Origin of the sequence: Pseudomonas sp. YNh (assembly GCF_037993085.1) — a bacterium.
Taxonomy (GTDB): domain Bacteria; phylum Pseudomonadota; class Gammaproteobacteria; order Pseudomonadales; family Pseudomonadaceae; genus Aquipseudomonas; species Aquipseudomonas putida.
The window spans coordinates 83,975-108,125 of record NZ_JBBMRJ010000011.1; the positions used below are offsets into that span (position 1 = coordinate 83,975).

The 24,151-nt window shown below is 63.3% G+C and carries 22 protein-coding genes; 12 read left to right on the forward strand and 10 right to left on the reverse strand.

Annotated features, from left to right (window positions below; translation table 11 throughout):
- Position 1 precedes the first annotated feature (1 nt).
- Genes dapF through WF331_RS13830 form a run of 4 tightly spaced genes read left to right on the forward strand, consistent with a single transcriptional unit; the run spans position 2 to position 3,147 of the window.
- A complete protein-coding gene (dapF, locus tag WF331_RS13815; RefSeq protein ID WP_016502188.1) occupies positions 2 to 832 on the forward strand; it encodes a diaminopimelate epimerase in 831 nt (276 codons plus the stop codon).
- Positions 833 to 845: 13 nt separating this feature from the next.
- Positions 846 to 1,556: a DUF484 family protein gene (locus WF331_RS13820; protein ID WP_049273680.1), complete on the forward strand. Its 711-nt coding sequence runs from the start codon at positions 846 to 848 to the stop codon at positions 1,554 to 1,556.
- Positions 1,556 to 2,455: a tyrosine recombinase XerC gene (gene xerC, locus WF331_RS13825; protein ID WP_340623002.1), complete on the forward strand. Its 900-nt coding sequence runs from the start codon at positions 1,556 to 1,558 to the stop codon at positions 2,453 to 2,455. Before WF331_RS13820 ends, xerC begins: the two co-directional genes overlap by 1 nt.
- A complete protein-coding gene (locus WF331_RS13830; protein WP_241799975.1) occupies positions 2,452 to 3,147 on the forward strand; it encodes an HAD family hydrolase in 696 nt (231 codons plus the stop codon). Before xerC ends, WF331_RS13830 begins: the two co-directional genes overlap by 4 nt.
- Before the next feature lie 181 nt (positions 3,148 to 3,328).
- Here WF331_RS13830 and sutA read toward each other — a convergent pair whose 3' ends face one another.
- The 3 genes from sutA to glnK all read right to left on the reverse strand — a co-directional run bounded on the left by sutA (position 3,329) and on the right by glnK (position 5,805).
- Entirely contained in the window at positions 3,329 to 3,658 is a 330-nt protein-coding gene (gene sutA / locus WF331_RS13835) for a transcriptional regulator SutA (protein WP_019473552.1), read from the reverse strand.
- Positions 3,659 to 4,088: 430 nt separating this feature from the next.
- Positions 4,089 to 5,420 carry an ammonium transporter gene (locus WF331_RS13840; RefSeq protein WP_016502193.1) on the reverse strand — a complete coding sequence of 444 codons (1,332 nt, stop codon included), beginning with the start codon at positions 5,418 to 5,420 and terminating at the stop codon, positions 4,089 to 4,091.
- 46 nt (positions 5,421 to 5,466) lie between these two features.
- Positions 5,467 to 5,805 carry a P-II family nitrogen regulator gene (gene glnK / locus WF331_RS13845; RefSeq protein ID WP_002555808.1) on the reverse strand — a complete coding sequence of 113 codons (339 nt, stop codon included), beginning with the start codon at positions 5,803 to 5,805 and terminating at the stop codon, positions 5,467 to 5,469.
- Positions 5,806 to 6,166: 361 nt separating this feature from the next.
- Between glnK and WF331_RS13850 the strand changes: the two genes are divergently transcribed.
- Positions 6,167 to 6,430 carry an accessory factor UbiK family protein gene (locus WF331_RS13850; RefSeq protein WP_049273661.1) on the forward strand — a complete coding sequence of 88 codons (264 nt, stop codon included), beginning with the start codon at positions 6,167 to 6,169 and terminating at the stop codon, positions 6,428 to 6,430.
- A 24-nt stretch (positions 6,431 to 6,454) separates the two neighbouring features.
- On the forward strand, positions 6,455 to 6,883 hold the full coding sequence (locus WF331_RS13855; RefSeq protein WP_016502195.1) for a TOBE domain-containing protein: 429 nt from the start codon (positions 6,455 to 6,457) through the stop codon (positions 6,881 to 6,883).
- Positions 6,884 to 6,888: 5 nt separating this feature from the next.
- Here the strand turns inward: WF331_RS13855 and WF331_RS13860 are convergent, their stop codons facing one another.
- Positions 6,889 to 8,907 (reverse strand): DUF4034 domain-containing protein, encoded by a 2,019-nt coding sequence (locus tag WF331_RS13860; protein ID WP_340623003.1) that lies wholly within the window; start codon positions 8,905 to 8,907, stop codon positions 6,889 to 6,891.
- A 258-nt stretch (positions 8,908 to 9,165) separates the two neighbouring features.
- Between WF331_RS13860 and WF331_RS13865 the strand changes: the two genes are divergently transcribed.
- The 4 genes from WF331_RS13865 to WF331_RS13880 all read left to right on the forward strand — a co-directional run bounded on the left by WF331_RS13865 (position 9,166) and on the right by WF331_RS13880 (position 14,233).
- Positions 9,166 to 10,656, forward strand: coding sequence for a YifB family Mg chelatase-like AAA ATPase (locus tag WF331_RS13865; protein WP_340623004.1), 1,491 nt, complete (start codon positions 9,166 to 9,168; stop codon positions 10,654 to 10,656).
- A 196-nt stretch (positions 10,657 to 10,852) separates the two neighbouring features.
- A complete protein-coding gene (locus tag WF331_RS13870) occupies positions 10,853 to 12,640 on the forward strand; it encodes a monovalent cation:proton antiporter-2 (CPA2) family protein (RefSeq protein WP_284359190.1) in 1,788 nt (595 codons plus the stop codon).
- 498 nt (positions 12,641 to 13,138) lie between these two features.
- Positions 13,139 to 13,432 carry a hypothetical protein gene (locus WF331_RS13875; RefSeq protein WP_284359193.1) on the forward strand — a complete coding sequence of 98 codons (294 nt, stop codon included), beginning with the start codon at positions 13,139 to 13,141 and terminating at the stop codon, positions 13,430 to 13,432.
- A 219-nt stretch (positions 13,433 to 13,651) separates the two neighbouring features.
- Complete coding sequence (locus WF331_RS13880; RefSeq protein ID WP_340623005.1) at positions 13,652 to 14,233, forward strand: PBECR2 nuclease fold domain-containing protein; 582 nt, start codon at positions 13,652 to 13,654, stop codon at positions 14,231 to 14,233.
- A gap of 144 nt (positions 14,234 to 14,377) precedes the next feature.
- Here the strand turns inward: WF331_RS13880 and ycaC (WF331_RS13885) are convergent, their stop codons facing one another.
- Positions 14,378 to 15,007 carry an isochorismate family cysteine hydrolase YcaC gene (gene ycaC / locus WF331_RS13885; protein WP_284359198.1) on the reverse strand — a complete coding sequence of 210 codons (630 nt, stop codon included), beginning with the start codon at positions 15,005 to 15,007 and terminating at the stop codon, positions 14,378 to 14,380.
- A gap of 135 nt (positions 15,008 to 15,142) precedes the next feature.
- Here ycaC (WF331_RS13885) and WF331_RS13890 point away from each other — a divergent pair, with 135 nt between their 5' ends.
- Entirely contained in the window at positions 15,143 to 16,054 is a 912-nt protein-coding gene (locus WF331_RS13890; RefSeq protein WP_016489788.1) for a LysR substrate-binding domain-containing protein, read from the forward strand.
- A gap of 139 nt (positions 16,055 to 16,193) precedes the next feature.
- Here the strand turns inward: WF331_RS13890 and WF331_RS13895 are convergent, their stop codons facing one another.
- From WF331_RS13895 to ycaC (WF331_RS13905), 3 genes are all read right to left on the reverse strand, one after another.
- Positions 16,194 to 18,035, reverse strand: a complete 1,842-nt coding sequence (locus WF331_RS13895) for an amidohydrolase (protein ID WP_162471789.1) — start codon at positions 18,033 to 18,035, stop codon at positions 16,194 to 16,196.
- 245 nt (positions 18,036 to 18,280) lie between these two features.
- Positions 18,281 to 18,601, reverse strand: a complete 321-nt coding sequence (locus WF331_RS13900) for a hypothetical protein (RefSeq protein WP_016502201.1) — start codon at positions 18,599 to 18,601, stop codon at positions 18,281 to 18,283.
- A 116-nt stretch (positions 18,602 to 18,717) separates the two neighbouring features.
- On the reverse strand, positions 18,718 to 19,347 hold the full coding sequence (gene ycaC / locus WF331_RS13905) for an isochorismate family cysteine hydrolase YcaC (RefSeq protein ID WP_016502202.1): 630 nt from the start codon (positions 19,345 to 19,347) through the stop codon (positions 18,718 to 18,720).
- A gap of 321 nt (positions 19,348 to 19,668) precedes the next feature.
- Between ycaC (WF331_RS13905) and WF331_RS13910 the strand changes: the two genes are divergently transcribed.
- Positions 19,669 to 21,096, forward strand: a complete 1,428-nt coding sequence (locus WF331_RS13910; protein WP_340623006.1) for a mechanosensitive ion channel family protein — start codon at positions 19,669 to 19,671, stop codon at positions 21,094 to 21,096.
- Positions 21,097 to 21,203: 107 nt separating this feature from the next.
- Here the strand turns inward: WF331_RS13910 and amaA are convergent, their stop codons facing one another.
- Complete coding sequence (gene amaA, locus WF331_RS13915) at positions 21,204 to 22,490, reverse strand: L-pipecolate oxidase (protein WP_284359205.1); 1,287 nt, start codon at positions 22,488 to 22,490, stop codon at positions 21,204 to 21,206.
- Between the two features lie 147 nt (positions 22,491 to 22,637).
- Positions 22,638 to 24,128: an L-piperidine-6-carboxylate dehydrogenase gene (amaB, locus tag WF331_RS13920; RefSeq protein WP_012274799.1), complete on the reverse strand. Its 1,491-nt coding sequence runs from the start codon at positions 24,126 to 24,128 to the stop codon at positions 22,638 to 22,640.
- Between the last annotated feature and the right edge of the window lie 23 nt (positions 24,129 to 24,151).

A 24,151-nucleotide genomic window follows, 5' to 3' on the forward strand; every position in this document is an offset into this window, starting at 1 on the left:
CATGCTGCTGCGTTTTACCAAGATGCACGGCCTGGGCAACGACTTCATGGTCCTCGACCTGGTCAGCCAGCACGCGCATATCCAGCCAAAGCACGCCAAGCAATGGGGTGACCGCCATACCGGCATCGGCTTCGACCAGTTGCTGATCGTCGAGGCGCCGAACAATCCGGAAGTGGACTTCCGCTACCGCATCTTCAACGCCGACGGCTCTGAAGTGGAACAGTGCGGCAACGGTGCGCGCTGCTTCGCCCGTTTCGTGCTGGACAAGCGCCTGACCGCGAAAAAGCGCATTCGCGTGGAAACCAAGAGCGGCATCATCGTGCTGGACGTGCAGAACGACGGCCAGGTGAGTGTCGACATGGGCCCACCGCGGTTCATTCCTGCCGAAATCCCCTTTGTCGCTGACGAGCAGGCGCTGAACTACCCACTGGAAGTCGACGGTCAGCTGCATTCGATTGCCGCCGTGTCCATGGGGAACCCGCATGCCGTGCTGCGCGTCGACGACGTGCATACTGCCCCCGTGCATGAGCTGGGCCCGAAGATCGAAAACCACCCACGCTTCCCGCAGCGGGTGAATGCCGGCTTCCTCCAGGTCATCGACCGCCACCGCGCCAACCTGCGCGTGTGGGAACGCGGCGCGGGCGAAACCCAGGCCTGCGGCACCGGCGCTTGCGCCGCGGCCGTGGCAGCGATCAGCCAAGGCTGGATGGATTCCCCGGTGTCCCTCGACCTGCCCGGTGGCCGCCTGCACATCGAATGGGCCGGCCCCGGCAAGCCCGTGTTGATGACCGGCCCTGCCGTGCGCGTCTACGAAGGACAGGTTCGTCTCTAAGCGAGTAACCGCCATGACCGATCAGCCCAAGGTTGTACCCCAGCAGTCCGCCGAGCTCGATGCCGAAGCGGTGGTCGCCTACCTGCGCGCCCACCCCACCTTCTTCGCCGAGCACGATGAGCTGCTGATCGAACAGCACATCCCGCACCAGCGTGGCGACAGCGTGTCCCTGGTGGAACGCCAGCTCAAGCTGCTGCGTGACCGCAACATCGAGATGCGCCATCGCCTTTCGCAACTGATGGACGTGGCCCGCGACAACGACCGGCTGTTCGACAAGACCCGACGGCTGATCCTCGACCTGCTCGACGCCGGTACCCTGGAAGAAGTGGTGATGGCGGTCGAAGACAGCCTGCGCCAGGAATTCCAGGTGCCCTTCGTCAGCCTCATCCTGTTCGGCGACAACGTTGCGCCGGTCGGGCGCTGGGTCAGCAACGCCGAGGCGCAACAGGCCATCGGTGCACTGCTGGGCGGCGGCAAGACGGTCAGTGGCAACCTCCGTGAACACGAGCTGGCGTTCCTGTTCGGTGAAGAACAGCGCCGGGAGGTGGGTTCCAGCGCCGTGGCCACCCTCGAATACCAGGGGCTGCACGGGGTGCTGGCGATCGGCAGCCGCGACCCGCAACACTACAAGAGCAGCGTCGGCACCCTGTTCCTCGGCTACATCGCCGAAGTGCTCGGCCGCGTTGTACCGCGCGTTACCCAGACCCTGCGCTCGGTACGCTGATGGAACGCCAGCTGGAGGCTTATTGCGCACACCTGCGCAACGAGCGCCAGGTGTCGGAGCACACCTTGCTGGGTTACCGTCGCGACCTGGACAAGGTCATCGCCTATTGCAAGGAACACGCAATTGACGGTTGGCAGGCGCTGCAGATCCAGCAGCTGCGCCAGCTGATCGCGCGCCTGCACCACCATGGCCAGTCCTCGCGCAGCCTGGCACGGCTGCTATCGGCGGTGCGCGGCCTGTACCGCTACCTCAACCGCGAAGGCCTGTGCCAGCACGACCCGGCCACCGGCCTGAGCGCGCCCAAGGGTGAGCGCCGGCTGCCCAAGGTGCTGGACACCGACCGCGCCCTGCAGCTGCTTGATGGCGGCGTCGACGACGACTTCATCGCCCGCCGTGACCAGGCCATTCTTGAACTGTTTTATTCGTCTGGCCTGCGCCTGTCCGAGCTGACCAACCTCGACCTCGATCACATCGACCTCGCCGCCGGCCTGGTGCAGGTGCTGGGCAAGGGTGGCAAGGCCCGCGTCCTGCCGGTTGGCCGCAAGGCCCGCGAGGCGCTGCAGGCCTGGTACTGCCTGCGCGGCATCGGCAACCCGCGTGACCGCGCAGTGTTCATCACCCGCCAGGGCAACCGCATCACGCCACGGGCTGTGCAGCAACGGGTGAAGAAGGCGGGTGAGCGCGAGCTGGGCCAGCACCTGCACCCGCACATGCTTCGCCATTCCTTCGCCAGCCATGTGCTGGAATCGTCCCAGGACCTGCGGGCGGTGCAAGAGATGCTCGGCCATGCCGACATCAGTACCACGCAGATCTACACCCACCTGGACTTCCAGCACCTGGCCGCGGTGTACGACAGCGCCCACCCTCGGGCCAAACGCAGCAAAGGCACAGACTCATGAGCATCAAGCTGATCACATTCGACCTCGACGACACCCTGTGGGACACCGCGCCGGTCATCGCCAGCGCCGAAGTCGTGCTGCGCGACTGGCTCGAAGCCAACGCCCCGATCCTGGGCGGCGTGCCGGTGGAGCACCTGTTCGCCATCCGTGAGCGCCTGGTACAGGCCGAGCCCGGCCTCAAGCACCGCATCAGCGCCCTGCGCCGACGGGTGCTGTTCCATGCCCTGGAGGAGGTCGGCTACAGCGAAAAGCAAGCGCAGTCCCTGGCCAACGAAGGCTTTGAAGTGTTCCTCCACGCTCGCCACCAGGTGGAGATCTTCCCCGAGGTGCAGCCGGTGCTGGAGATCTTGCGCCATCACTACACCTTGGGCGTGGTCACCAACGGCAATGCCGATGTGAGCCGGCTGGGGCTGGCGGACTACTTTCGCTTTGCCCTGTGCGCCGAAGACCTCGGCATCGGCAAGCCGGACCCGGCACCGTTCCTGGAAGCCCTGCGCCGCGGCGAGGCGGACGCCAGCGCCGCCGTTCACATCGGCGACCACCCCGGGGATGACATCGCAGGCGCCCAGCGCGCCGGGCTACGGGCCGTCTGGTTCAACCCCCAGGGCAAGGCCTGGACGGGTGAGCAGGCACCGGATGCCGAGATCCAGCGCCTTTCGCAGTTGCCCGATATCCTTTCGCGCTGGCGCTGACAGGGGCCGCTGTGCGGCCCTATCGCCGGCAAGCCAGCTCCCACAGGGATCGCGCAAGGCTGAGGCCCTCGGTGATCCTGTGGGAGCTGGCTTGCCGGCGATAGGGCCAGTACAGCCAGCACAAAACTCACAGGCACAAAAAAAGCCCGCAGCGACGGCGGGCTTTTTTGCGTTCAGCCACTCAGATGGGGCGGCTGCCGTATTTGTTGTCCGGCTTCTTGGGCGGGTCGGCGACCACGTTGGCCTCGACTTCCTGCACCTTGCCACCGCGCGAAAGGAATTCTTCCATCGCCTTGGCCAGTGCATCACGCTCCTTCTGCTTGGCTTCCATGCTCGGCATCTCGTCTACCGAGACAGCCGCCTTGGATTTGCCCTTGGCAGCAGGTGCCGGGCTGCTGTCGTCATCGCCAGCGTCTTCAACGCCGTCGTCAGCCGCCGCTTCGAGGCCTTCATCAGCCTCGTCTTCATCGCCTACTTCGAGGTCGTCGTTTTCCAGATCGTCGTCGCTCATGTTCTACCTCATGACTTGCGAAAAGCAGGTTAGTTATAGACCAGTGCAGCCGTAGACCGGCAGCCACCAGTGAAAATTCAACTGGCCGTGGGTTAGGCCACTGCCCTTGGGTCGGCGCTCCTGATGGGAGGCGGCACCCAGCAGGCCCTGCTCCTGGCAGGACCTGACAAATCCATCTAGCCCCTGCTGGCCACACGCTATTGGCAAGCCTAGCAAAGGCTGGCGAAGTGTGTGGACTACACGTCAAACACCCTTCGGCGCGCATTCTAGCGCGCCCGTGGAAAAAGCAAAGCACCATAAACGCCCTACGACTTGTAAGTTTTTTACCTACGTCGCGAACGTGACGGATAAACCGTTTGCCAAGCGCGAAATGCTGAAAATCTGGCAAAAAAATGCCCGGCAAGCCGGGCAAGTTTTTACCGCGTCGCAGTTACAGGTTGTAGCCGCGTTCGTTGTGCTGAGCCAGGTCGAGGCCGACCGACTCTTCTTCTTCGTTGACCCGCAGGCCCATCACCACATCCAGCACCTTGAGGATCACGTAGGTGACGATGGCGGTGTAGACCACGGTAAAGATCACGCCCTTGGCCTGGATCCAGACCTGCATGCCGATATCGGTGACGGTACCGAAGCCGCCCAGCGCCGGGGCTGCGAACACACCGGTTAGGATGGCACCGATGATGCCGCCGATGCCGTGCACGCCGAAGGCATCCAGCGAGTCGTCATAGCCGAGCCTGCGCTTGAGGGTGGTGGCGCAGAAGTAGCAGATCACACCCGAAGCCAGGCCGATCACCAGGGCGCCCATCGGGCCCACGGTACCTGCAGCCGGGGTAATGGCAACCAGGCCGGCAACCACGCCCGAAGCGATGCCCAGGGCGCTGGGTTTGCCGTGACCGATCCACTCGGCGAACATCCAGCCCAGTGCAGCAGCAGCGGTGGCGATCTGGGTGACCAGCATGGCCATGCCAGCGGTGCCGTTGGCGGCAGCGGCGGAGCCTGCGTTGAAGCCGAACCAGCCGATCCACAGCATGGCGGCGCCCATCAGGGTATAGCCCAGGTTGTGCGGGGCCATCGGCGTGGTCGGGTAGCCCTTGCGCTTGCCCAGCACCAGGCAGCAAACCAGGCCTGCGATACCCGCGTTGATGTGCACCACGGTGCCGCCAGCGAAGTCCAGTACGCCCCAGTCCCACATCAGTGCACCGTCACCGCTCCACACCATGTGCGCGATCGGCGCATACACCAGGGTGAACCAGATGCCCATGAACACCAGCATCGCGGAGAACTTCATGCGCTCGGCGAAAGCACCCACGATCAGTGCCGGGGTGATGATGGCGAAGGTCATCTGGAAGGTGATGAAGACCGCTTCAGGGAACAGCGCGGTGGCCGAGGTCAGGTTCTCGGGCGTTACGCCGCTGAGGAAGGCCTTGGAGAAGCCGCCGACGAAGGAATTGAAGTTGAGCACGCCCTTTTCCATACCGGTGGTATCGAAGGCCATGCTGTAGCCGTAGACGACCCAGAGAATGCTCATCAGGCCGGTGATTGCAAAGCACTGCATCATCACCGACAGCACGTTCTTGGAACGCACCATACCGCCATAGAACAGGGCCAGGCCGGGGATAGTCATGAACAGCACCAGCGCCGTTGCAGTCAGCATCCAGGCGGTGTCGCCGGAGTTCAGCGCTGGGGCAGCTTCCTCTGCCAGGGCAAGCCCGGGCATTACGAGGGACAATAGGGCTCCTAGCCCTGCGATCTTACGCAGAGTCATGTTGTTTTCTCCTGGGGCGTTGGGTTTGGTGAGGCTTTTTTGCTGCTTAGATCGCGTCGGTATCGGTTTCGCCGGTACGGATGCGGATCGCCTGCTCCAGATTCACCACGAAAATCTTGCCGTCACCGATCTTGCCGGTGTTGGCTGCCTTGGTGATGGCTTCGATTACCCGATCAAGGTCCTTGTCATCGATGGCGACATCGATCTTCACCTTGGGCAGAAAATCGACCACATATTCAGCACCGCGATACAGCTCGGTGTGGCCCTTCTGCCGGCCGAAGCCTTTGACTTCAGTAACAGTGATGCCCTGCACGCCGATTTCCGACAGCGACTCGCGCACGTCGTCCAGCTTGAACGGCTTGATGATGGCTGTGACTAGCTTCATGAAACTCTCTCCCGATTTGGTGGACTTGCCCCAGGAAAACAAACCCGTCTCAAGTCTAAGCGCAGCGGTTGGCTTTGTAACGCGTCGTCGGCATCCGGCTCCGCGTGCGCACTGCTTGGTCACAAAGAACTGCATCAGTGCATGGCTCGTACAGGTCTTTGCAGAAACCTTGCCAGTTCCGGCAAATCACCAGAAAACAGCGAGTTATGCGAAAGGGTCGGGATTGGCCAGTCGCCAGCATGGGAAACATGCACAGTTCCGGTGCGCACAAGCAGGGCGCATTGCGCGAAAAACGTGCACTCAAACGTCAGGTTTGTGCGTGCTACACTGCCGGCCATTCTCAGTTTCAGTGGACTGCCCCATGCTTGCGCCCAAAGCCCTTCTCGATGCCCTGAGCGACCAGGCCTCGCGCCTGTTCAGCAGCGATACTGCACAGCCCCGCGCAGAACTGGAAAGCCAGTTCAAGGTGCTGATGCAAGGTGCCTTCAGCAAGCTGGACCTGGTCAGCCGTGACGAATTCGACAGCCAGATGGTCGTGCTTGCGCGCACCCGCGCTCGCCTGGAGGCCTTGGAAAAACAAGTTGCCGAGCTGGAAGCACGCATGACGCCCGGCGCGCAGGAATAACAACCGATACACGGAGCGTTCCCCATGAAAGTCAGCGCACGCAATGTTTTTGAAGGCAAAGTCACCAACGTTCAGCCCGGCGCGGTCAATGCCGAAGTCGAGCTGACCCTGGGGGGCGGCGAAAAGCTGGTAGCGGTGGTCACCATGGCCAGCCTGCATAAACTGAGCATCAACGTCGGCAAAGACGCCGTGGCGCTGGTCAAGGCGCCGTGGGTGGTACTGCTGACCGACGCCGCAGGCTACAAGCTATCGGCCCGTAACGCACTGGAAGGCGAAGTGGTGCGGGTGGGTGATGGTGCAGTGAATGCCGAAGTGGTGCTGAAGCTGGCCGGCGGCACCGAGGTGTTTGCCATCGTGACCCGCGAAGCCGTGCAGGAGCTGGGCCTGGCACCGGGTGTGAAGGCCACTGCACTGATCAAGGCCTCGCACATTATCCTCGGCGCCAAGCCCTGAGGGTATCAGGCCGAGGCCCGTAGCCGGGCCGGCTCGGGTACTGACTGTTTCGGCGGCAACTCGCTGGCGTGCAAGGTGCCGCGAAACAAGGTCGCACCACACTGGGTAACCAGGGTCTTCACCCGGTTGTGCGAGTTGAGGATCTCGGCCTGGATGTCTTCGATGGCTGAATCCCCAGGCTGCAAGGCAGCCGCACGGTTGGCCCATTCGATGGCGGCAAAACGGCTCTGCTTGCGGGTGCCGCGCCCCTGCATCCAGGCCAACCCCAGTTCGGCACTGGCACGCCCGGCAATCCACGCGTCCGGGTGCTCGACCAGGCTCGACAGGTAGGCAACCGCCTCGGATCGCTCCTGCACTTCGCCAAACTGGCGCAACAGCATTCCCAGATGCAAGCGCGCGCGAGCATTGGTCTGCGGATTACCCAATGCATCGACCAGCAGGCGCCTGACAGCCAGCATGGCACTTCGCTCATTCAGGTCCTCATCGCCATCCATGCGCAGGCAGGCGAGGTTGTACTTGGCCTGCCTGCTGCCCGCCTCTACCGCACGCTGCAGCCAATACTCAGCCGCCTCGTCATCCAGATAGTCCGCCGGGGTGTTGCCCAGGCCGCCACTGTGCAGCTCGTACAGGCCTAGGGCAGCCCCCGGCAAGCTCAGCTCGGCACAGCGCTCGTACAGGTAACACGCCACCTCATGCCGGTTGGCAGCCCACAGCAGCCGCGCAACAGCGAGCACCTCGAAGCCTGGCGCCTGGCCCGCGCGCTGGCGCGTTACCGCCACCTGCGACCATAGCCTTGCCTGCTCGGCCGAACGTGGCAGCCCCCACAGGCCGAAGCGATGCCCGGCAGCACGCATTGCACAGGCGCCAGCATGCGAGCGGCCTTCACACAGGCGCTCGATGGCGGTGCGCAACAGTTGGTGTTCATCTGCCATGCCATCGCGAACTATCAGCCCGACCAGGCAGCGAAATGGCTCGCCCATGGCAGCGATGGCACCGTGATCGGCGTTACATGCCAAGCTCGCGGCGAAATCGCGCATGCCGCCGGCATGGTCTTGCAAGGCACTGCTACGCAGCGCGCCGCGCCAAGCCAGCACGACGGCGCTTTCCCTGGGCCTTAGCGGGCGTTGCAGCCAGGCATCGAACAGTTGCTGCCAATCGGCGACGGCCTGCAACTGCTCGGCATGTGGCAGCTTCAGCCGTTCTTCCACGGCCATCCAGCGCAACGCATTGCGCAGCGCTTCGTCCCACGCCTCGCACAACGGTCCATTGGCCAACAGCTCCAGCGCATCGAAACTGGCACCCCAACGGGGCAGCAGGTAAACGGCAAGGGCCTGGACCGCTTCGAAACAACCAGGGCGGGCCACCAGCGCATGGCGCAACCAGTAATAGCGTGGTGCTTCGTTTTCGTGATCGACCCGCCTGCTCAGGCACGCCGGCAACGTTTGGGGCAGCTCGGCCAAGGGCAACAACCCATGCTTCACCAGTAATGGCGCCGCGGCTTCCTGCACTTCCACATCGGCATGGGCGCTGGGCCTGTACCGCGCAGGCTGCCCCTGAAACAGTTCGATCAACCAGCCAGGCTCGCGCAGCTGCGCACTGATACGCAGCATGCCAATGGCCGCTGCCACGGGTTTTGCGCAGCGGTCCATTGCACGCAACAGGTGCGCGGTCGCGGTTTCACATATTTGCTCAACGGCCAGCAAGCGCGCAGCGTTGTGCTGGCCAGCACCCTGCACCTGGCAAGCCCGGTGGAAGCAGTGCATGCCCATTACCACCTGTGGGTGATAAGCCTTCGGGCAGGCGTGAATCCAGGCTTTGATAACTTGGCTCAGGGCCCTGTCACCCTGGCTTTGCGGGTCGACCAGCATGTGCCCTTCGATGGCCACAAGGTAGGCCGGGAACTCGCCGGGCGGGGCTTGGCGCCATTGCGCCTCAAGGCTGTCGAAAAAGCAGGTGAGTTCAATGAATGATTTGGCCTGCACCAGTTCGCGGATGACCTGGCGCATGTGGGTGAGCGTTTGCACGGCGCAATACCTCAAGTCCATTTGAAAGAAGACGCTGTGCCATCCCATGGCAACGGCATTTGCCCAACAACACTAAGCCATACCACGCACCTGCGCAAAGATTATTGGATCCATTTTTTGCCGATTTTTAAGAAAACACAGGGAAAAAACCTGCTCTGCAAAACCACGACGCACACTTGTTGCGCCTGTCGTGGCCACCATCGCTATCCTTGACCCAGCCGCAGGAAGCGGCCCTTTTTCAGCGACAACGGAGCGTCCATGTCCCTAGCCATCGTCCACAGCCGCGCCCAGGTGGGTGTGCAGGCACCCTCGGTCAGCGTCGAAACCCACCTGGCCAACGGCCTGCCTCATCTCACCCTGGTTGGCCTGCCAGAAACCACGGTCAAGGAAAGCAAGGACCGGGTACGCAGTGCCATCGTCAACTCCGGGCTGAACTACCCACAGCGGCGCATAACCCAGAACCTGGCCCCCGCCGACTTGCCCAAGGACGGCGGGCGCTACGACCTGGCCATTGCCCTGGGCATCCTGGCCGCCGACGGCCAGGTGCCCACGGCCAGCCTTGCAGAGGTCGAGTGCCTGGGCGAACTGGCGTTGTCGGGCAAATTGCGGGCGGTGCAAGGCGTGCTGCCGGCGGCCTTGGCGGCACGCGAGGCGGGCCGCTCGCTGGTGGTTCCACGGGAGAATGCCGAGGAAGCCAGCCTGGCCGGCGGGCTGGTGGTGTATGCGGTGGGGCACCTGCTGGAGCTGGTCGCCCACCTGAACGGCCAGGTGCCGCTGGCGCCTTACGCGGCCAACGGTTTGGTCCTGCATCAACGTCCCTACCCTGACCTGAGCGAGGTGCAAGGCCAGCTGGCGGCCAAACGCGCATTGATGCTGGCGGCGGCTGGGGCGCACAACCTGCTATTCACCGGGCCACCCGGCACCGGCAAGACCTTGCTCGCCAGCCGCCTGCCAGGGCTGCTGCCACCGTTGGACGAGCACGAGGCACTTGAGGTGGCGGCCATCCAGTCGGTCAGCGGGCATACACCGCTCAGCAGCTGGCCGCAGCGCCCCTTTCGCCACCCCCACCACTCCGCATCCGGCCCGGCACTGGTCGGTGGCAGCAGCCGTCCGCAACCGGGCGAAATCACCCTCGCCCACCATGGCGTGCTGTTTCTCGATGAGCTGCCAGAGTTCGAGCGGCGTGTGCTGGAGGTACTGCGCGAGCCGCTGGAATCGGGCGAGATCGTGATTGCCCGCGCCCGCGACAAGGTGCGCTTTCCGGCACGCTTTCAGCTGGTGGCGGCGATGAACCCATGCCCTTGCGGCTACTTGGGCGACCCCACTGGCCGCTGCCGTTGCAGCACCGAGCAGATCGCGCGGTACCGCAACAAGCTGTCCGGGCCGCTGCTGGACCGCATCGACCTGCACCTGACCGTGGCCCGCGAAAGCACCACGCTGAACAACCAGCCCTGTGGTGAAGCCAGTGCCGATGTGGCTGCAAGGGTGGCGCAGGCGCGGGAGGTACAGCAGCGCCGGCAAGGGTGTGTGAATGCGTTTCTCGACCTCGAAGGGTTGCGCCGCCATTGCGGATTGGCCGCGGCGGACCAGGCCTGGCTGGAAGGGGCATGCGAACGGTTGACGTTGTCGTTGCGGGCAGCGCACCGGTTATTGAAAGTGGCACGAACACTGGCGGACCTGGAGGGGTGCGAGGCGATTGGCCGGCCGCACCTGGCCGAGGCCCTGCAGTACCGGCCGGGGAGCAGTTAGATGAGGGCTGCAAAGCGGCCCTGGAAATTTCAGCCCCATCAGCAGAACCTGCAATTGGCAACGGCCCGCGGCAACTGTCCCTTTTTACGGGACAATGTTTCTTCCGGGCAGCTGATTGTCTGATGCCACCTCACCCCTCAGAATCGTCGGCCAAACTGTTCAAACGCTGCCCCGGCAGCTCATGGAGTAAGAGCCAATGCCACACGAAGGCAGCCTTCTGCAAACCGCGGTGATCTTTCTACTCGCTGCCGTCGTCGCCGTCCCCTTGGCCAAGCGCCTGCAACTGGGCGCCGTGCTCGGCTACCTGCTGGCCGGTGTAGCCATCGGCCCGCAGGCACTTGGCCTGATCCGCGACACCGAGAGCGTGGCGCACATTTCCGAGCTGGGCGTGGTCCTGCTGCTGTTCATCATTGGCCTGGAACTGTCGCCCAAGCGTCTGTGGCTGATGCGCAAGTCGGTGTTCGGTGTGGGTACCGCCCAAGTGCTGCTGACCGGCGCGCTGATCGGTGCCATTGCCCTGTTCGGCTTCAGCCAGACGCTGCCAGCAGCCATCGTGCTCGGCCTGGGCCTGGCGCTGTCGTCCACCGCCCTTGGCCTGCAGAGCCTGGCCGAGAGCAAGCAGCTCAACGCCCCGCACGGCCGCCTGGCGTTCGCCATCCTGCTGTTCCAGGACATCGCCGCGATCCCGCTGATCGCCCTGGTGCCGCTACTGGCCGCCAGTGGTCCGGACACCAGCCATGGCGACAGCCTGCAACACGGCCTGAAGGTATTCGCCAGCATCGCCGTGGTGATCGTCGGTGGCCGCTACCTGCTGCGCCCGGTGTTCCGCACCGTGGCCCGCACCGGCCTGCCGGAAGTGTCCACCGCCACCGCGCTGCTGGTGGTGATCGGCACAGCCTGGCTGATGGAAGAAGCCGGCATCTCCATGGCCCTTGGCGCCTTCCTCGCCGGCCTGCTGCTGGCCGACTCGGAATACCGTCACGAGCTGGAATCGCAGATCGAGCCGTTCAAGGGCCTGCTGTTGGGGCTGTTCTTCATCAGCGTGGGCATGGGCGCCAACCTGCGCCTGCTGCTGGACATGCCACTGGTGGTGCTGGGCCTGACCCTGCCGCTGGTGACAGTAAAGCTGGCGCTGCTGATAGGCGTCGGCCGCCTGGTCGGTGGCCTGAACAGCGCCAGCGCCCTGCGCCTGGGCATGGTGCTGGCGGCCGGTGGCGAGTTCGCCTTTGTGGTGTTCAAGCTGGGCAAGGACCAAGGCCTGTTCGACACCCAGACCTACGACCTGCTGCTGATGACCATTACCCTGTCCATGGCCATCACCCCGCTGCTGATGCTGGGCTGCGCCCGCGCCCTCAAACGCCCGCAACCGGCGCGTGAAGTGCCCGAGCAGTATAAGCAGATCCAGACGGATACACCGCGGGTGGTGATTGTCGGCATGGGCCGCATGGGCCAGATCGTCGCACGCATCCTGCGGGCACAGAAGATCCCGTTCATTGCCCTGGAAACCTCGGTGGACACCATCGAGATGACCCGCATGTTCGAACAGGTGCCGGTGTTCTACGGCGACCCACTGCGCCCCGAGGTGCTGCACGCCGCCAAGGTGGGTGAAGCGGAGTACTTCATCATCACCATCGATGACCCAGAAGCCGCCATTCATACCGCCGAACGGGTGAAGCGCCTGTACCCACACCTGAAGGTGCTCGCCCGAGCACGTAACCGCCAGCATGTGCACAAGTTGGTGGATGCAGGCGCCGAGCCGATTCGCGAGACGTTCTACTCCAGCCTGGAGATGACCCGTCGGGCACTGGTAGGGCTGGGCTTGAGCGATGAACAGGCCGCGGACCGTATCGCGCGGTTTACCCAGCATGACGAAGAAGTGCTGGTGGCCCAGGGGCGGGTACGCGATGACCGGGCCAAGGTGATGCAGACGGCCAAGGAGGCGCGGGTGGAGCTGGAGCGGTTGTTTGATTCGGATGCGGATTGAGAGTTTTTGTCGTACGCCTTGAGGGTTGTGGCGCCTGTGAGATCGAGCGCCGCGCGGGCGGCGCTCGATCTCACAGGCGCCAAAAACCTATCGCCTGGCACTTGGAGGCCATCCTGCAACCTCCTGACGATCACGTCGCCGCCATTACGCGCCCCCAAAAAAACCATCACAGAATCGTCCGATTCTCAGCAAGGTCCTACTTTCCAGCCAACCATTTCCTACGTTAACGCCGTCCCCGAGGATTTATCCTACACACCGTGTCGACGCACGTCTGATTGTCCGGGGAAGGCCTGCTCTCTTGGCTGACCGGGTCGCTGTCGGTTCAGCGATCGGGTGTGGAAACCCGTCTCGGTCTGAGGTGCTGTCTTCAATGGCAGTTGTGCGCGGGAGGCCGTATGGCCTACCGGGTTGCCTCTCACCGGTTTTCCACCCCGCGTACAACTGCCACCCTTCGCGTGGAAACGGATGGTTGCAGTACAACCTAGAGAGCTTACAGCAATGAAAAAGATTGTTCCGGATCCACCCCTCCCCAACACCACACAACGCCCTTTCAGCCACTGCGATGCCGGCCATCCCCCATTGTTCACAGTAAACCCGGGTGTCTCCGCCCACGACGCCCTGGTGCATGTCGCCCAGTACCTGCGCGGCGCCTACGACTGCGGCTACAAAGCCTTGGAGCATCTGGATGACACCGGCAAAAGCCTGTTCTGGAGCAACCTGAATGCAATCGAAATGGCAGAAGGATTGGTTGAGGCACTGCTGGATGGGATTGAGTCACAGCCAATAAGTTGAAGCGCATTGGATAAGCTTTGAGCAGGCTGCAATGATCAGCCTGCTCTACCGACATTCAGGAAACGACCTACAAAACGCGTCACCCTCCGTCTGATTGTTCGGGGGAACACTTCGGCATAGGCTCACCTGGCCCGCCGCCGCATCAGCGACTGTTCCCCGTCAGGTATCTCATTGAGACCCAAAAACCCAGCCGCAACAATTGCCGAGAACAAAGGCCAGATGTCCTGGCTGGACGAACAACTACCCGACCTCAGAACACTTGCGCGCGATCTACGCACCCAGGCTATCGAAGAACTAGCGCCTGCTGATTCGCATGACGCTGCAATCGAGGTTGCTGCGCAGCAGCTGGGCTTCGACAGCGAAAAAACTGAGGAAGTAAGCATCAGCAGCCCAATGGGCGACATCCGGATTCTGCGCAGCTGTATCCACCACATCGTCGAGAAGAGACAGGACGCCCGGGAACGCTATGTGAAAGTAGCGCTGGATACGTTAATCGGACCATTTGAGGTATGGAAGGTCGCTTACACCAATGATACCTGCAGACTGGCGTTCATCGGCGCCTACGAAACCAGGCGGCAGATGCTGGTAATCGTGACACTCGACAACGGCAAAATGCTGTGGAATTTCATGCAGTGCGATGCAAAAGCATTGAATAAACATCGCCACGGAAAGCTGCTCTACAAGCGGTACACTTTTTTGCCGACGAAAAAAAGGGCCACTGTCACCAGTGGCCCTGTATTTGCGCTTGATATTCATATACACACCCTCAAGCGGGGGTGTGGAGGTCTCACCCGACGCTGATGATTCAGCCATCGACGGGGTTCCTACGCCAGCTAGTGCCGCTGAATGGCAGCTGGTTTCGCGCTCAAGTCAAACGCTAACAACACTCTACGATCAAGTCAACGATATCGCCTCAGGGGAGGCCAATCATCAGGTTACTTAGTGTTACTTACCCGCAGTCACCGCGTTATAGCTGGTCATCAGGTTGCGATAATCCGGAATGTGGTTTGAGCACAGCGCAGCCAGCCCTTCGACATCGTTGCGCCAGTCGCGGTGCAGCTCGCAGGCCACGCCGAACCAGGTCATCAGCTGCGCACCGGCCTGGCTCATGCGGTCATGGGCGGCATCGCGGGTCATTTCGTTGAAGGTGCCGGAGGCATCGGTCACGACGAACACATCGAACTCTTCTTCCAGCGCCGACAGCGCCGGGAAGGCTACGCAGACCTCAGTCACCACACCGGCAATGATCAGCTGCTTCTTGCCAGTGGCCTTCACCGCCTTGACGAAGTCTTCGTTGTCCCAGGCGTTGATCTGGCCTGGGCGGGCGATATACGGCGCATCCGGGAACAGCGCTTTCAGCTCTGGCACCAGCGGGCCGTTAGGGCCTTGCTCGAAGCTGGTGGTGAGGATGGTTGGCAGGTTGAAGAACTTGGCCAGGTCAGCCAGGGCCAGTACGTTGTTCTTGAACTTGTCCGGCTCGATGTCGCGCACCAGGGACAGCAGGCCAGCCTGGTGGTCGACCAGCAGTACGGCAGCGTCGTCTTTGTTCAGGCGGTTGTAGGTAAATTTGCTCATGGTCTGTGCTCCTAAGGGTTATGAATTTTTCAGCAATCCGGGGGGTTTCGCGTTGATGGGCACAGATTAAAATCATCACCTTTGCTGCACTAGACTGCGAAAACCGTCCTTAGCGTTCCGTTTGGAGAACGATCATTGGAAGACCTCAACTCCCTCTACTACTTCACCCAAGTCGTGGAGCACGGCGGCTTCGCCCCGGCCGGGCGGGCGCTGGACATGCCCAAGTCGAAACTCAGCCGGCGCATCGCCGACCTTGAAGACCGCCTGGGCGTGCGCCTGCTGCACCGCACCAGCCGGCACTGTTCGCTGACCGAAATCGGCCAGGCCTACTACAACCGTTGCCTGGCCATGCGCGTGGAGGCCGAGGGCGCGGCGGAAATCATCGAGCGCAACCGCAGCGAGCCACGCGGGCTGGTTCGCATCAGTTGCCCCACCACCCTGCTCAACTCCTGGGTCGGGCCGATGCTGACCCGCTACATGCTCAAGTACCCCCAGGTGGAACTGTTCATCGAGAGCACCAACCGCCGCGTCGACCTGCTGCACGAGGGCTTCGACATCGCCCTGCGCGTGCGCTTTCCGCCGCTGGAGAACACCGACATGGTGATGAAGGTGCTGAGCAACAGCACCCAGTGCCTGGTCGGCCAGCCGCACTACCTGGCGCAGTTGCCCAAAGGGTTTGACCCACAGCTGCTGGGCACGCTACCGAGCGTGCATTGGGGCAGCGCCCAGCGCGAGTACCAGTGGGAACTGTTCCAGGGTGAGGACAACAGCCGCAGCATCGTCATCCCGCATACACCGCGCATGGTGACCGACGACCTGTTTGCCCTGCGCCATTTCGTGGTGGCTGGGGTGGGGATCGCGCATTTGCCGCGGGTGGCGGTCCGCGAGGACCTGGCTTCGGGGCGGTTGGTGGAATTACTGCCTGAGTGGCATCCGCGTTGCGGCATCGTGCATGCGATCTTCCCGTCGCGGCGGGGGTTATTGCCGTCGGTGCGGGCGCTGATCGATCATCTGGCTGAGGAATTTGCGATCAGCGACATGGCGTGAGTCGGTGGCTGTCAGTAACGGCCCTTTCGCGGGGCAAGCCCGCTCCCACAAGTTACCCCACTGCCCTCGGGATGGGTGGTGAACCTGTGGGAGCGGGCTTGTCCGGCGAAGCGGCCGTCATTTATCCAGGCAAAGCAGCTTAGAAAGCAAAGCAGGAACAACCCAGCGAACCCCAGAAGCCCTGGAAGTCACTCACCGGCACACTCGAATGCCGGGCCTTTTCATGGCTGTGCGCATGCACGCCGCATGGCCCGCTGCACTGGTGCACGGCGGCTGCCAACGATGGCGTACCGACGCGCCAGTGCCCCGGCACCTTGGCCACTGGCGACCACTCCGGCAGTACCGGCACCTGCGGCGGGCCAAGCCTGTCGAACTCGCCAGCGCCGTACACCACCTTGCCATCGACGATGGTCAGCACCGACTCGATGCCCTTGATCGCCTCTTCATCGACACTGAAGAAGTCCAGCGACAGCGCCGCCAGGTCGGCCAGCTGGCCCACCTTGATCTGGCCCTTCTTGCCCTGCTCGCTGGAGAACCAGGCACTGCCCTGGGTGAACAGTTGCAGTGCGGTATCGCGATCCAGGCCTTCCGGGTACAGCTCCATGCCGCCGACGGTCTTGCCGCTGACCAGCCAGTACAGCGAGGTCCACGGGTTGTAGCTGGACACGCGGGTGGCATCGGTACCGGCACCCACCGGTACGCCCATGTCGAGCATGCGCTTGATGGGCGGGGTCTGCTCGGCAGCCTTGGCGCCGTAGCGGTCGACAAAATACTCACCCTGGAAGGCCATGCGGTCCTGGACGGCGATACCACCGCCCAAGGCGCGCACGCGCTCGATGTTCTGCGGGGTGATGGTTTCGGCGTGGTCGAAGAACCACGGCAGGCCGTTGAACGGGATGTCGCGGTTGACCTTCTCGAACACGTCAAGCATCCGCGTGATCGATTCGTTGTAGGTGGCGTGCAGGCGGAACGGCCAGCGTTGCTCGACCAGGTGACGCACCACCGGCTCCAGCTCTTCTTCCATGGTCTGTGGCAGGTCCGGGCGCGGTTCGAGGAAGTCCTCGAAGTCGGCGGCGGAGAACACCAGCATTTCGCCTGCGCCGTTGTGGCGCAGGAAGTCGGTGCCGCTGTGCAGCTTTACGCTGGAGGTCCACTTCTTGAAGTCGTCCAGCTCTTCCTTGGGCTTCTGGGTGAACAGGTTGTAGGCGATGCGCACAGTCAGCTGGTTGTTGTCGGCCAACTCCTGGATGACCGAGTAGTCGTCAGGGAAGTTCTGATAGCCGCCACCGGCGTCGATGGCACTGGTCAGGCCCAGGCGGTTCAGCTCACGCATGAACTGGCGCGTCGAGTTGACTTGATACTCCAGCGGCAGCTTCGGCCCTTTGGCCAGGGTGGCGTAGAGGATCATCGCGTTCGGGCGGGCGATCAGCATGCCGGTCGGGTTGCCGAACTTGTCGCGTTGAATTTCGCCACCCGGCGGGTTCGGGGTGGCCTTGTCATAGCCGACAGCCTTTAGCGCGGCGCGGTTGAGCAACGCACGGTCATACAGGTGCAACAGGAACACCGGGGTATCGGGCGCAGCCTGGTTGATCTCTTCAAGGGTTGGCATGCGTTTTTCGGCGAACTGGAATTCGTTCCAGCCACCCACCACGCGTACCCACTGCGGGGTGGGCGTGCGCGCAGCCTGGTCCTTGAGCATGCGCAGGGCATCGGCCACCGACGGCACGCCTTCCCAGCGCAGCTCCAGGTTGTAGTTCAGGCCACCGCGGATAAGGTGCAGGTGCGAGTCGTTCAGGCCGGGGATGACCGTGCGCTGCTTGAGGTCGATGATCTGCGTGCTAGTGCCCTTGTGGGCCATGGCCTCGGCGTCGTTGCCCACGGCGATGAAGCGCCCATCCTTGATGGCGACAGCAGTCGCGGTGGGCTTTTCGCGGTCAACGGTGTGCAGTTTGCCATTGAACAGAATCAGGTCAGCGGTCATGGAACCTCCTTGGATGGATGCGTAAGCGGAACCGGCCTGGCCGGCGAAGGGCAATGCAGACCAGAGCGCGCCGGCGGCACCGAGCACGGTGCTGGTGGCGAGGAACTGGCGACGGGTCTTGTCGTTGCGGTCCTGGGACATAGGCTTCTCCGACTGGGGCCGGCAGGGCGACTGCGAAGCATGCCGGTTGATGCACGGTCAGGGCTTGGATGGATGTGCGGTGGGTTGAAGAAGGTTAGCCGTGTTCATACTTTGTGCTGCCCGCGCAGCCAGTTGGCACAGCGGCGGGTTACCCAAGGCATGATGTAGAACACCACGGGCAGGATGACGAACAGGTTGACGATGAGGTTGCCTGTGATCGGGCCGCCCACCTGCGGAAAGCGTGCGAACAGCGGCGCCAGCAGCTGCGGAATGATCATGGTCATCGGGCAGATCACCAGGTAGGTCAGCAGCGCCTGCTTCCAGCGCGGCGGCTGGGCCGGCGTGGCGCCCGTCGGGCTAGCGAGAACCTGGTGTTGCAGGCATACGGTCACCACTTCACGGTTGTCCTGGAGTGCAGTGTTCATCGGCGTTCCTTTGGATGAGCTTGCCCGCATCCACTGTGCAACGGTGAACGGGCGGAGGATTGGATGGGTGTGCTGGCCTTGGCGGGCACCGACTGGCGGTGCCCGGGGACGTCGGCTTACTTGCCGGCGTTGAAGGCGTTGTAGCTGGTCATCAGGTTGCGGTAGTCCGGGATGTGGTTGGAGCACAGCGCGGCCAGGCCTTCAACGTCGTTGCGCCAGTCGCGGTGCAGCTCGCACGCTACGCCGAACCAGGTCATCAACTGCGCACCGGCCTGGCTCATGCGGTTGTGGGCGGCGTCGCGGGTCATGGCGTTGAAGGTGCCGGAGGCATCAGTCACCACGAACACATCAAACTCTTCTTCCAGGGCCGCCAGGGCCGGGAAAGCAACACACACTTCAGTCACGACGCCGGCGATGATCAGCTGCTTCTTGCCGGTGGCCTTTACTGCCTTGACGAAGTCTTCGTTGTCCCAGGCGTTGATCTGGCCGGGGCGAGCGATGTACGGCGCATCCGGGAACAGGGCTTTCAGCTCGGGGACCAGCGGGCCGTTGGGGCCTTGCTCGAAGCTGGTGGTGAGGATGGTCGGCAGGTTGAAGAACTTGGCCAGGTCAGCCAGGGCCAGCACGTTGTTCTTGAAAGCGTCCGGTTCGATGTCACGCACCAGCGACAGCAGGCCAGCCTGGTGATCGACCAGCAGTACGGCAGCGTCGTCTTTGTTCAGGCGGTTGTATTTGAAGTTGGTCATGGTCGTTGCTCCTAAGGGTTTCTGTCTTCAGTAAGTTGGGTGTTTCGCGTTGATGGGAGAAGATTAAAACCATCACCTTTGGAGCGGTAGACAGCGGTTTTTGGCTTTAGCGTTCTGTTTTAGGAACGATAGATTGGCGTTAGTTTTGCTGGCCTCTTCGCGGGCTCGCCCGCTCCCACAGGGATCGCACAAGATTCACAACCACCGCTTTACCTGTGGGAGCGGGCAAGCCCGCGAAGGGGCCAGCACAGGCTTGCATTGCCTGCCCGGCAAACCTGCTCTATTACTACCCACAGCCCTCCCCTCACCCCCGAGACCACCATGCTGGCGTTCATCCAGTCGTCCCCGTTGTTGCTCGGCACTACCCTCATCCTGCTCGACCTCGTGCTCTGGCAAGTCATCCCCATGCAGCGCCGCGCCTGGCGCATCGGCACGCGGCTGGTGATATTCCTGCTGTTCAGCTCGGTGCTGGTGGCCGCCGGCATGAGCCCGCTGCAACCGCCACCCTGGCCCGACGATGTCTCGCGCAACCTCATGGCCACGGTACTGGCCATCGGCTGGTGGCTGTTTGGCGCGCGCACGGTCACGGTGGTGTTCGGCCTGCTGCTGGTGGCCCGGGGCAGCCATGGCGGGCGGTTGCTGCAGGATGTGCTGGGGGCGTTGATCTTTCTGGTCGCTGTAGTGGCTGCCGCGGGCTATGTGATGCAATTGCCGGTGAAGGGCTTGCTGGCTACGTCCGGGGTGATGGCCATCGTCATCGGCCTGGCGTTGCAGAGCACCTTGGCGGACGTGTTCAGCGGCATCGTGCTGAACACCACGCGGCCCTATCAGATTGGCGATTCAATCTCCATCGACGGCACCGAAGGCAAGGTGCTGGACATCGACTGGCGCGCCACGCGGCTGCTGACCGGCACCGGCAGCCTGGCGGTGATACCCAACTCGGTCGCGGCCAAGGCGCGGCTGCTCAACCACAGCCGCCCGGCCGATGTGCATGGGGTGTCGATCAGCGTGGTGGTGCCGGCCAAGGTGCGGCCCAAGCGGGTGTTCGATACGCTGGAAAAGGCCTTGCAGGGCGTGAGTGCCATTCTTGCGACCCCAAAGCCGAAGGTGACGGTGAAGGCCTCGACGCTGGAGTCCGTGGAGTACGAGGCCAGCGGCTTCGTGGCCGACGCGGGCACCAAGGGCGACGCACGCAATCAGCTGTTCGACCTTGCCCACCGGCACCTGGAGGCCAGCGGGGTGATGTGGAACGTGGACCTGGCCGTGCCGCCGCGCAGCCGCCAGCGCGAGGTGCTGGACGAAGTGCGGGTGTTCCGCTCGCTAAGCGATGAGGAGCGTGACGCGCTGAGCCAGCGCATGACGGCGGTGGAGTACCTGGCGGACCAGGTGATCCTGGGCGTGGGTGAGCATTCCGAGCACCTGCTGGTGATTGGCAGCGGGGTGGTGTCGGCGTCGGTGCGTGATGGCGACAAGCGGATCGAGGCTGGGCGCATGGGTCCGGGTGAGGTGCTGGGGATCGAGGGGATCATCGATGAGGATGACTCGTTCGCCGAGTTCCGCACACTGACCGGTTGCGTGCTGTACCGCATCGAAAAGGAACAGGTGAAGAGCTGTTTGCAGCAGCGTGGCGAGGTGCAGACGGCGTTGAGCAAACTGCAGCGGTTCCGGCGGCAAAGCCGGGAGTCGTTGTTGCTGCAAAAGCCGGCCCTGATCAAGAAAGGCGGCTTCCTCAGCTGGTTGCACAAGTAAACCTGGCCGGCCTCTTCGCGGGCATGCCCGCTCCCACAAGAACCCCACAGGCTTCAGCATCTGCGCGATTCCTGTGGGAGCGGGCGTGCCCGCGAAGAGGCCAGTACTTACAACACAACCCTCAGGCACTGCCCCGCGTGGTACAGCGAGAAGCCGGATTCGTAGAATGCGGTCCGCAGCGAAGGCGCACTCACGCCGCTCATTGGCGAGAACGGAATCGGCAGGCTGTCCGCGTCACTCTTGAGCAGAAACTCCGCAAACGCACGGCCGATTACGGTACCCGTGGTGTTGCCCCGCCCGTTGTAACCCGTAACCGCAACCAACCCTGGCGCCGGCTCGAACAGGCGCATCAGGTGGTCAGGGGTAAAGTCGATACAGCCGGTCCAGTGCATTTCCCACTCGACCTTGCCCAGCTCCGGGTAGTAGTGGCTCTGGATACGGTCTGCCCAGCTGCGCACAAACCACGCCGGCTTGTTGTCGACCCGCCCCAGGCTGCCGAGCAGCAGGCGGCCCTGATCGTCGCGGCGGATGCTGCTAAGCACGGTGCGGGTGTCCCACGAGCCTTGGCCATGTGGCAGTACCTTGTCGGCCGCGGCACCCTGCAGCGGCTTGGACGCCACCTGGTAGTAGTAACCACGGAAGAACTGCTTCTGCAGGTTGCTCCAGTCGCCTTCGGTGTACGCGCCAGTGGAAACAACCACCTTGTCGGCGCGCACCGAGCCACGCGCAGTCTTCACCCGCCAGCCATCGCCATCACGTTCCAGGCCTTCGACCGAAGACTGCTGGAACAGCTTGCCACCCAGGCGCGCCACGGCAGCCGCCAGGCCCTGGGTGTAGCCCATGGGGTTGATGGTGCCGGCGCGGCGGTCGAGCAACGCGGCGGAAATCTTGTTGGTACCGCAGTATTCCTGGCACTGGGTGCCGGTCAGCAACTCCACGTCGGCACCACGGCGGCGCCATTGTTCGTGGCGGGCCTCGAGGTCAGCGATGCCGGTGGCGTTGTGCGCCATGTGCAGCGTGCCTTTGTGCTGGGCCTGGCAGTCGATGCCCAGGCGCTCGATCATGGCGAACACTTCAGCCGGGGCTTCGCCAAGCACCTTGTTCAGTCGGCTGCCCTGCTTCTGGCCAAGGGTGGCCTCGACGTCGTCGGGGCGGATCCAGGTACCGGCGTTGACCAGGCCGACGTTGCGCCCGGAGCCACCGTGGCCGATCTTCCAGGCCTCAAGCAGGATCACCGACTTGCCCTGTTCGAGCAGGTGGATGGCCGCCGACAGGCCAGTGATGCCACCGCCGATCACGCAGACATCAGCCTTGTGCTCACCGGCCAGGGCCTGGGCGGCAACGGTCGGTTTGCTGACGAATTCCCACAAGCATTCTTGACGCAGTTCGGACATGGCCGGCTCCAGCAATTTGTTCTTGTTGGGGCTGCTGCGCAGCCCATTCGCGGCACAAGGCCGCTCCTACAGGAGATCGCGATGCCTGTGTAGGAGCGGCCTTGTGCCGCGAACCGGGGGCTTTGCCCCCGGCCATCCAGCATCGAATCAGTCGAACACGATACCCTGCGCCAGCGGCAGCTCGCGCGAGTAGTTCACGGTGTTGGTCTGGCGACGCATGTAGCCTTTCCAGGCATCCGAACCCGACTCACGACCACCGCCGGTTTCCTTCTCGCCACCAAACGCACCGCCGATCTCGGCGCCGCTGGTACCGATGTTGACGTTGGCGATACCGCAGTCGCTGCCCGAAGCACTCTGGAAGCGCTCGGCTTCACGGATGTCGGTGGTGAAGATGCACGACGACAGGCCTTGTGGCACTTCGTTGTTCAGGCGCAGGGCCTCTTCGAAGTCGTCGTAGGCCAGCACATACAGGATCGGGGCGAAGGTTTCGTGGCGCACCACGTCGCTCTGCGCCGGCATTTCGGCAATGGCAGGCGACACGTAGTAGGCGTTCGGGTACTGGTCGGCCAGCTGACGCTCGCCACCAAACACCTGGCCACCTTCGTCGCGGGCCTTGGCCAGCGCGCCCTGCATGGCGTCGAACGACAGCTTGTCGATCAGCGGGCCCACCAGGTTGTCCTTGCGCGGGTCGCCGATACGCACTTTGCCGTAGGCGGCTTTGACGCGGGCAACCACTTCGTCCTTGATCGAGCGGTGCACGATCAGGCGGCGCAGGGTGGTGCAACGCTGGCCGGCGGTGCCGACAGCCGAGAACAGGATGCCGCGCACGGCCAGGTCCAGGTCGGCGCTCGGCGCCAGGATCATGGCGTTGTTGCCGCCCAGTTCGAGGATGCTGCGGCCGAAGCGGGCAGCCACACGTGGGCCGACTTCGCGACCCATGCGGGTGCTGCCGGTGGCGCTGACCAGCGGTACGCGCGGGTCATCGACCATGGCTTCGCCGGCTTCACGGCCACCGATTACCAGTTGTGCCAGGCCAGCCGGGGCGTCGCCGAAGGCTTTCAGGGCTTTTTCGAACAGCGCCTGGCAGGCCAGGGCGGTCAGCGGGGTCTTTTCAGACGGTTTCCACACCACCGAGTTACCGGCCACCAGGGCCAGGGCGGTGTTCCAGGCCCAGACGGCGACCGGGAAGTTGAAGGCGCTGATCACGCCAACCACGCCCAGCGGGTGCCAGGTTTCACGCATGTGGTGGCCCGGGCGCTCGGAGGCGATGGTCAGGCCGTACAGCTGGCGCGACAGGCCCACGGCGAAGTCGCAGATGTCGATCATTTCCTGCACTTCGCCCAGGCCTTCCTGGGTGATCTTGCCGGCTTCGATCGAGACCAGCTCGCCCAGGTCGGCCTTGTGCTCACGCAGCACTTCACCGAACAGGCGCACCAGTTCGCCACGGCGCGGGGCCGGCACAGTGCGCCAGGCGTCGAAAGCGCTCTGGGCCTGATCGATGCGCGCGATGGTCTCGGCCTTGCCGAGCAGTTTCACCGAGGCGATCTGGCTGCCGTCGATCGGCGTGTGAACAGGGTAGTCGCCCTGGGTATAAGCCTCGGCGGCAACGCCAAGGCGCTCGAGCAATCCAGCAACCATTTGTGCATCTCCTACATCGGTGA

Excerpts from the sequence above, each read along its gene's own strand:
- WF331_RS13840 (WP_016502193.1), bottom strand. The coding sequence starts at position 5,420 with ATGACTCTGCGTAAGATCGCAGGGCTAGGAGCCCTATTGTCCCTCGTA.
- WF331_RS13850 (WP_049273661.1), top strand. The coding sequence starts at position 6,167 with ATGCTTGCGCCCAAAGCCCTTCTCGATGCCCTGAGCGACCAGGCCTCG.
- WF331_RS13830 (WP_241799975.1), top strand. The coding sequence starts at position 2,452 with ATGAGCATCAAGCTGATCACATTCGACCTCGACGACACCCTGTGGGAC.
- WF331_RS13865 (WP_340623004.1), top strand. The coding sequence starts at position 9,166 with ATGTCCCTAGCCATCGTCCACAGCCGCGCCCAGGTGGGTGTGCAGGCA.
- WF331_RS13875 (WP_284359193.1), top strand. The coding sequence starts at position 13,139 with ATGAAAAAGATTGTTCCGGATCCACCCCTCCCCAACACCACACAACGC.
- glnK (WP_002555808.1), bottom strand. The coding sequence starts at position 5,805 with ATGAAGCTAGTCACAGCCATCATCAAGCCGTTCAAGCTGGACGACGTG.
- xerC (WP_340623002.1), top strand. The coding sequence starts at position 1,556 with ATGGAACGCCAGCTGGAGGCTTATTGCGCACACCTGCGCAACGAGCGC.
- WF331_RS13900 (WP_016502201.1), bottom strand. The coding sequence starts at position 18,601 with ATGAACACTGCACTCCAGGACAACCGTGAAGTGGTGACCGTATGCCTG.
- amaB (WP_012274799.1), bottom strand. The coding sequence starts at position 24,128 with ATGGTTGCTGGATTGCTCGAGCGCCTTGGCGTTGCCGCCGAGGCTTAT.
- amaA (WP_284359205.1), bottom strand. The coding sequence starts at position 22,490 with ATGTCCGAACTGCGTCAAGAATGCTTGTGGGAATTCGTCAGCAAACCG.
- WF331_RS13820 (WP_049273680.1), top strand. The coding sequence starts at position 846 with ATGACCGATCAGCCCAAGGTTGTACCCCAGCAGTCCGCCGAGCTCGAT.
- WF331_RS13880 (WP_340623005.1), top strand. The coding sequence starts at position 13,652 with ATGTCCTGGCTGGACGAACAACTACCCGACCTCAGAACACTTGCGCGC.
- dapF (WP_016502188.1), top strand. The coding sequence starts at position 2 with ATGCTGCTGCGTTTTACCAAGATGCACGGCCTGGGCAACGACTTCATG.
- WF331_RS13870 (WP_284359190.1), top strand. The coding sequence starts at position 10,853 with ATGCCACACGAAGGCAGCCTTCTGCAAACCGCGGTGATCTTTCTACTC.
- WF331_RS13855 (WP_016502195.1), top strand. The coding sequence starts at position 6,455 with ATGAAAGTCAGCGCACGCAATGTTTTTGAAGGCAAAGTCACCAACGTT.
- WF331_RS13910 (WP_340623006.1), top strand. The coding sequence starts at position 19,669 with ATGCTGGCGTTCATCCAGTCGTCCCCGTTGTTGCTCGGCACTACCCTC.
- WF331_RS13895 (WP_162471789.1), bottom strand. The coding sequence starts at position 18,035 with ATGACCGCTGACCTGATTCTGTTCAATGGCAAACTGCACACCGTTGAC.
- sutA (WP_019473552.1), bottom strand. The coding sequence starts at position 3,658 with ATGAGCGACGACGATCTGGAAAACGACGACCTCGAAGTAGGCGATGAA.
- ycaC (WP_284359198.1), bottom strand. The coding sequence starts at position 15,007 with ATGAGCAAATTTACCTACAACCGCCTGAACAAAGACGACGCTGCCGTA.
- ycaC (WP_016502202.1), bottom strand. The coding sequence starts at position 19,347 with ATGACCAACTTCAAATACAACCGCCTGAACAAAGACGACGCTGCCGTA.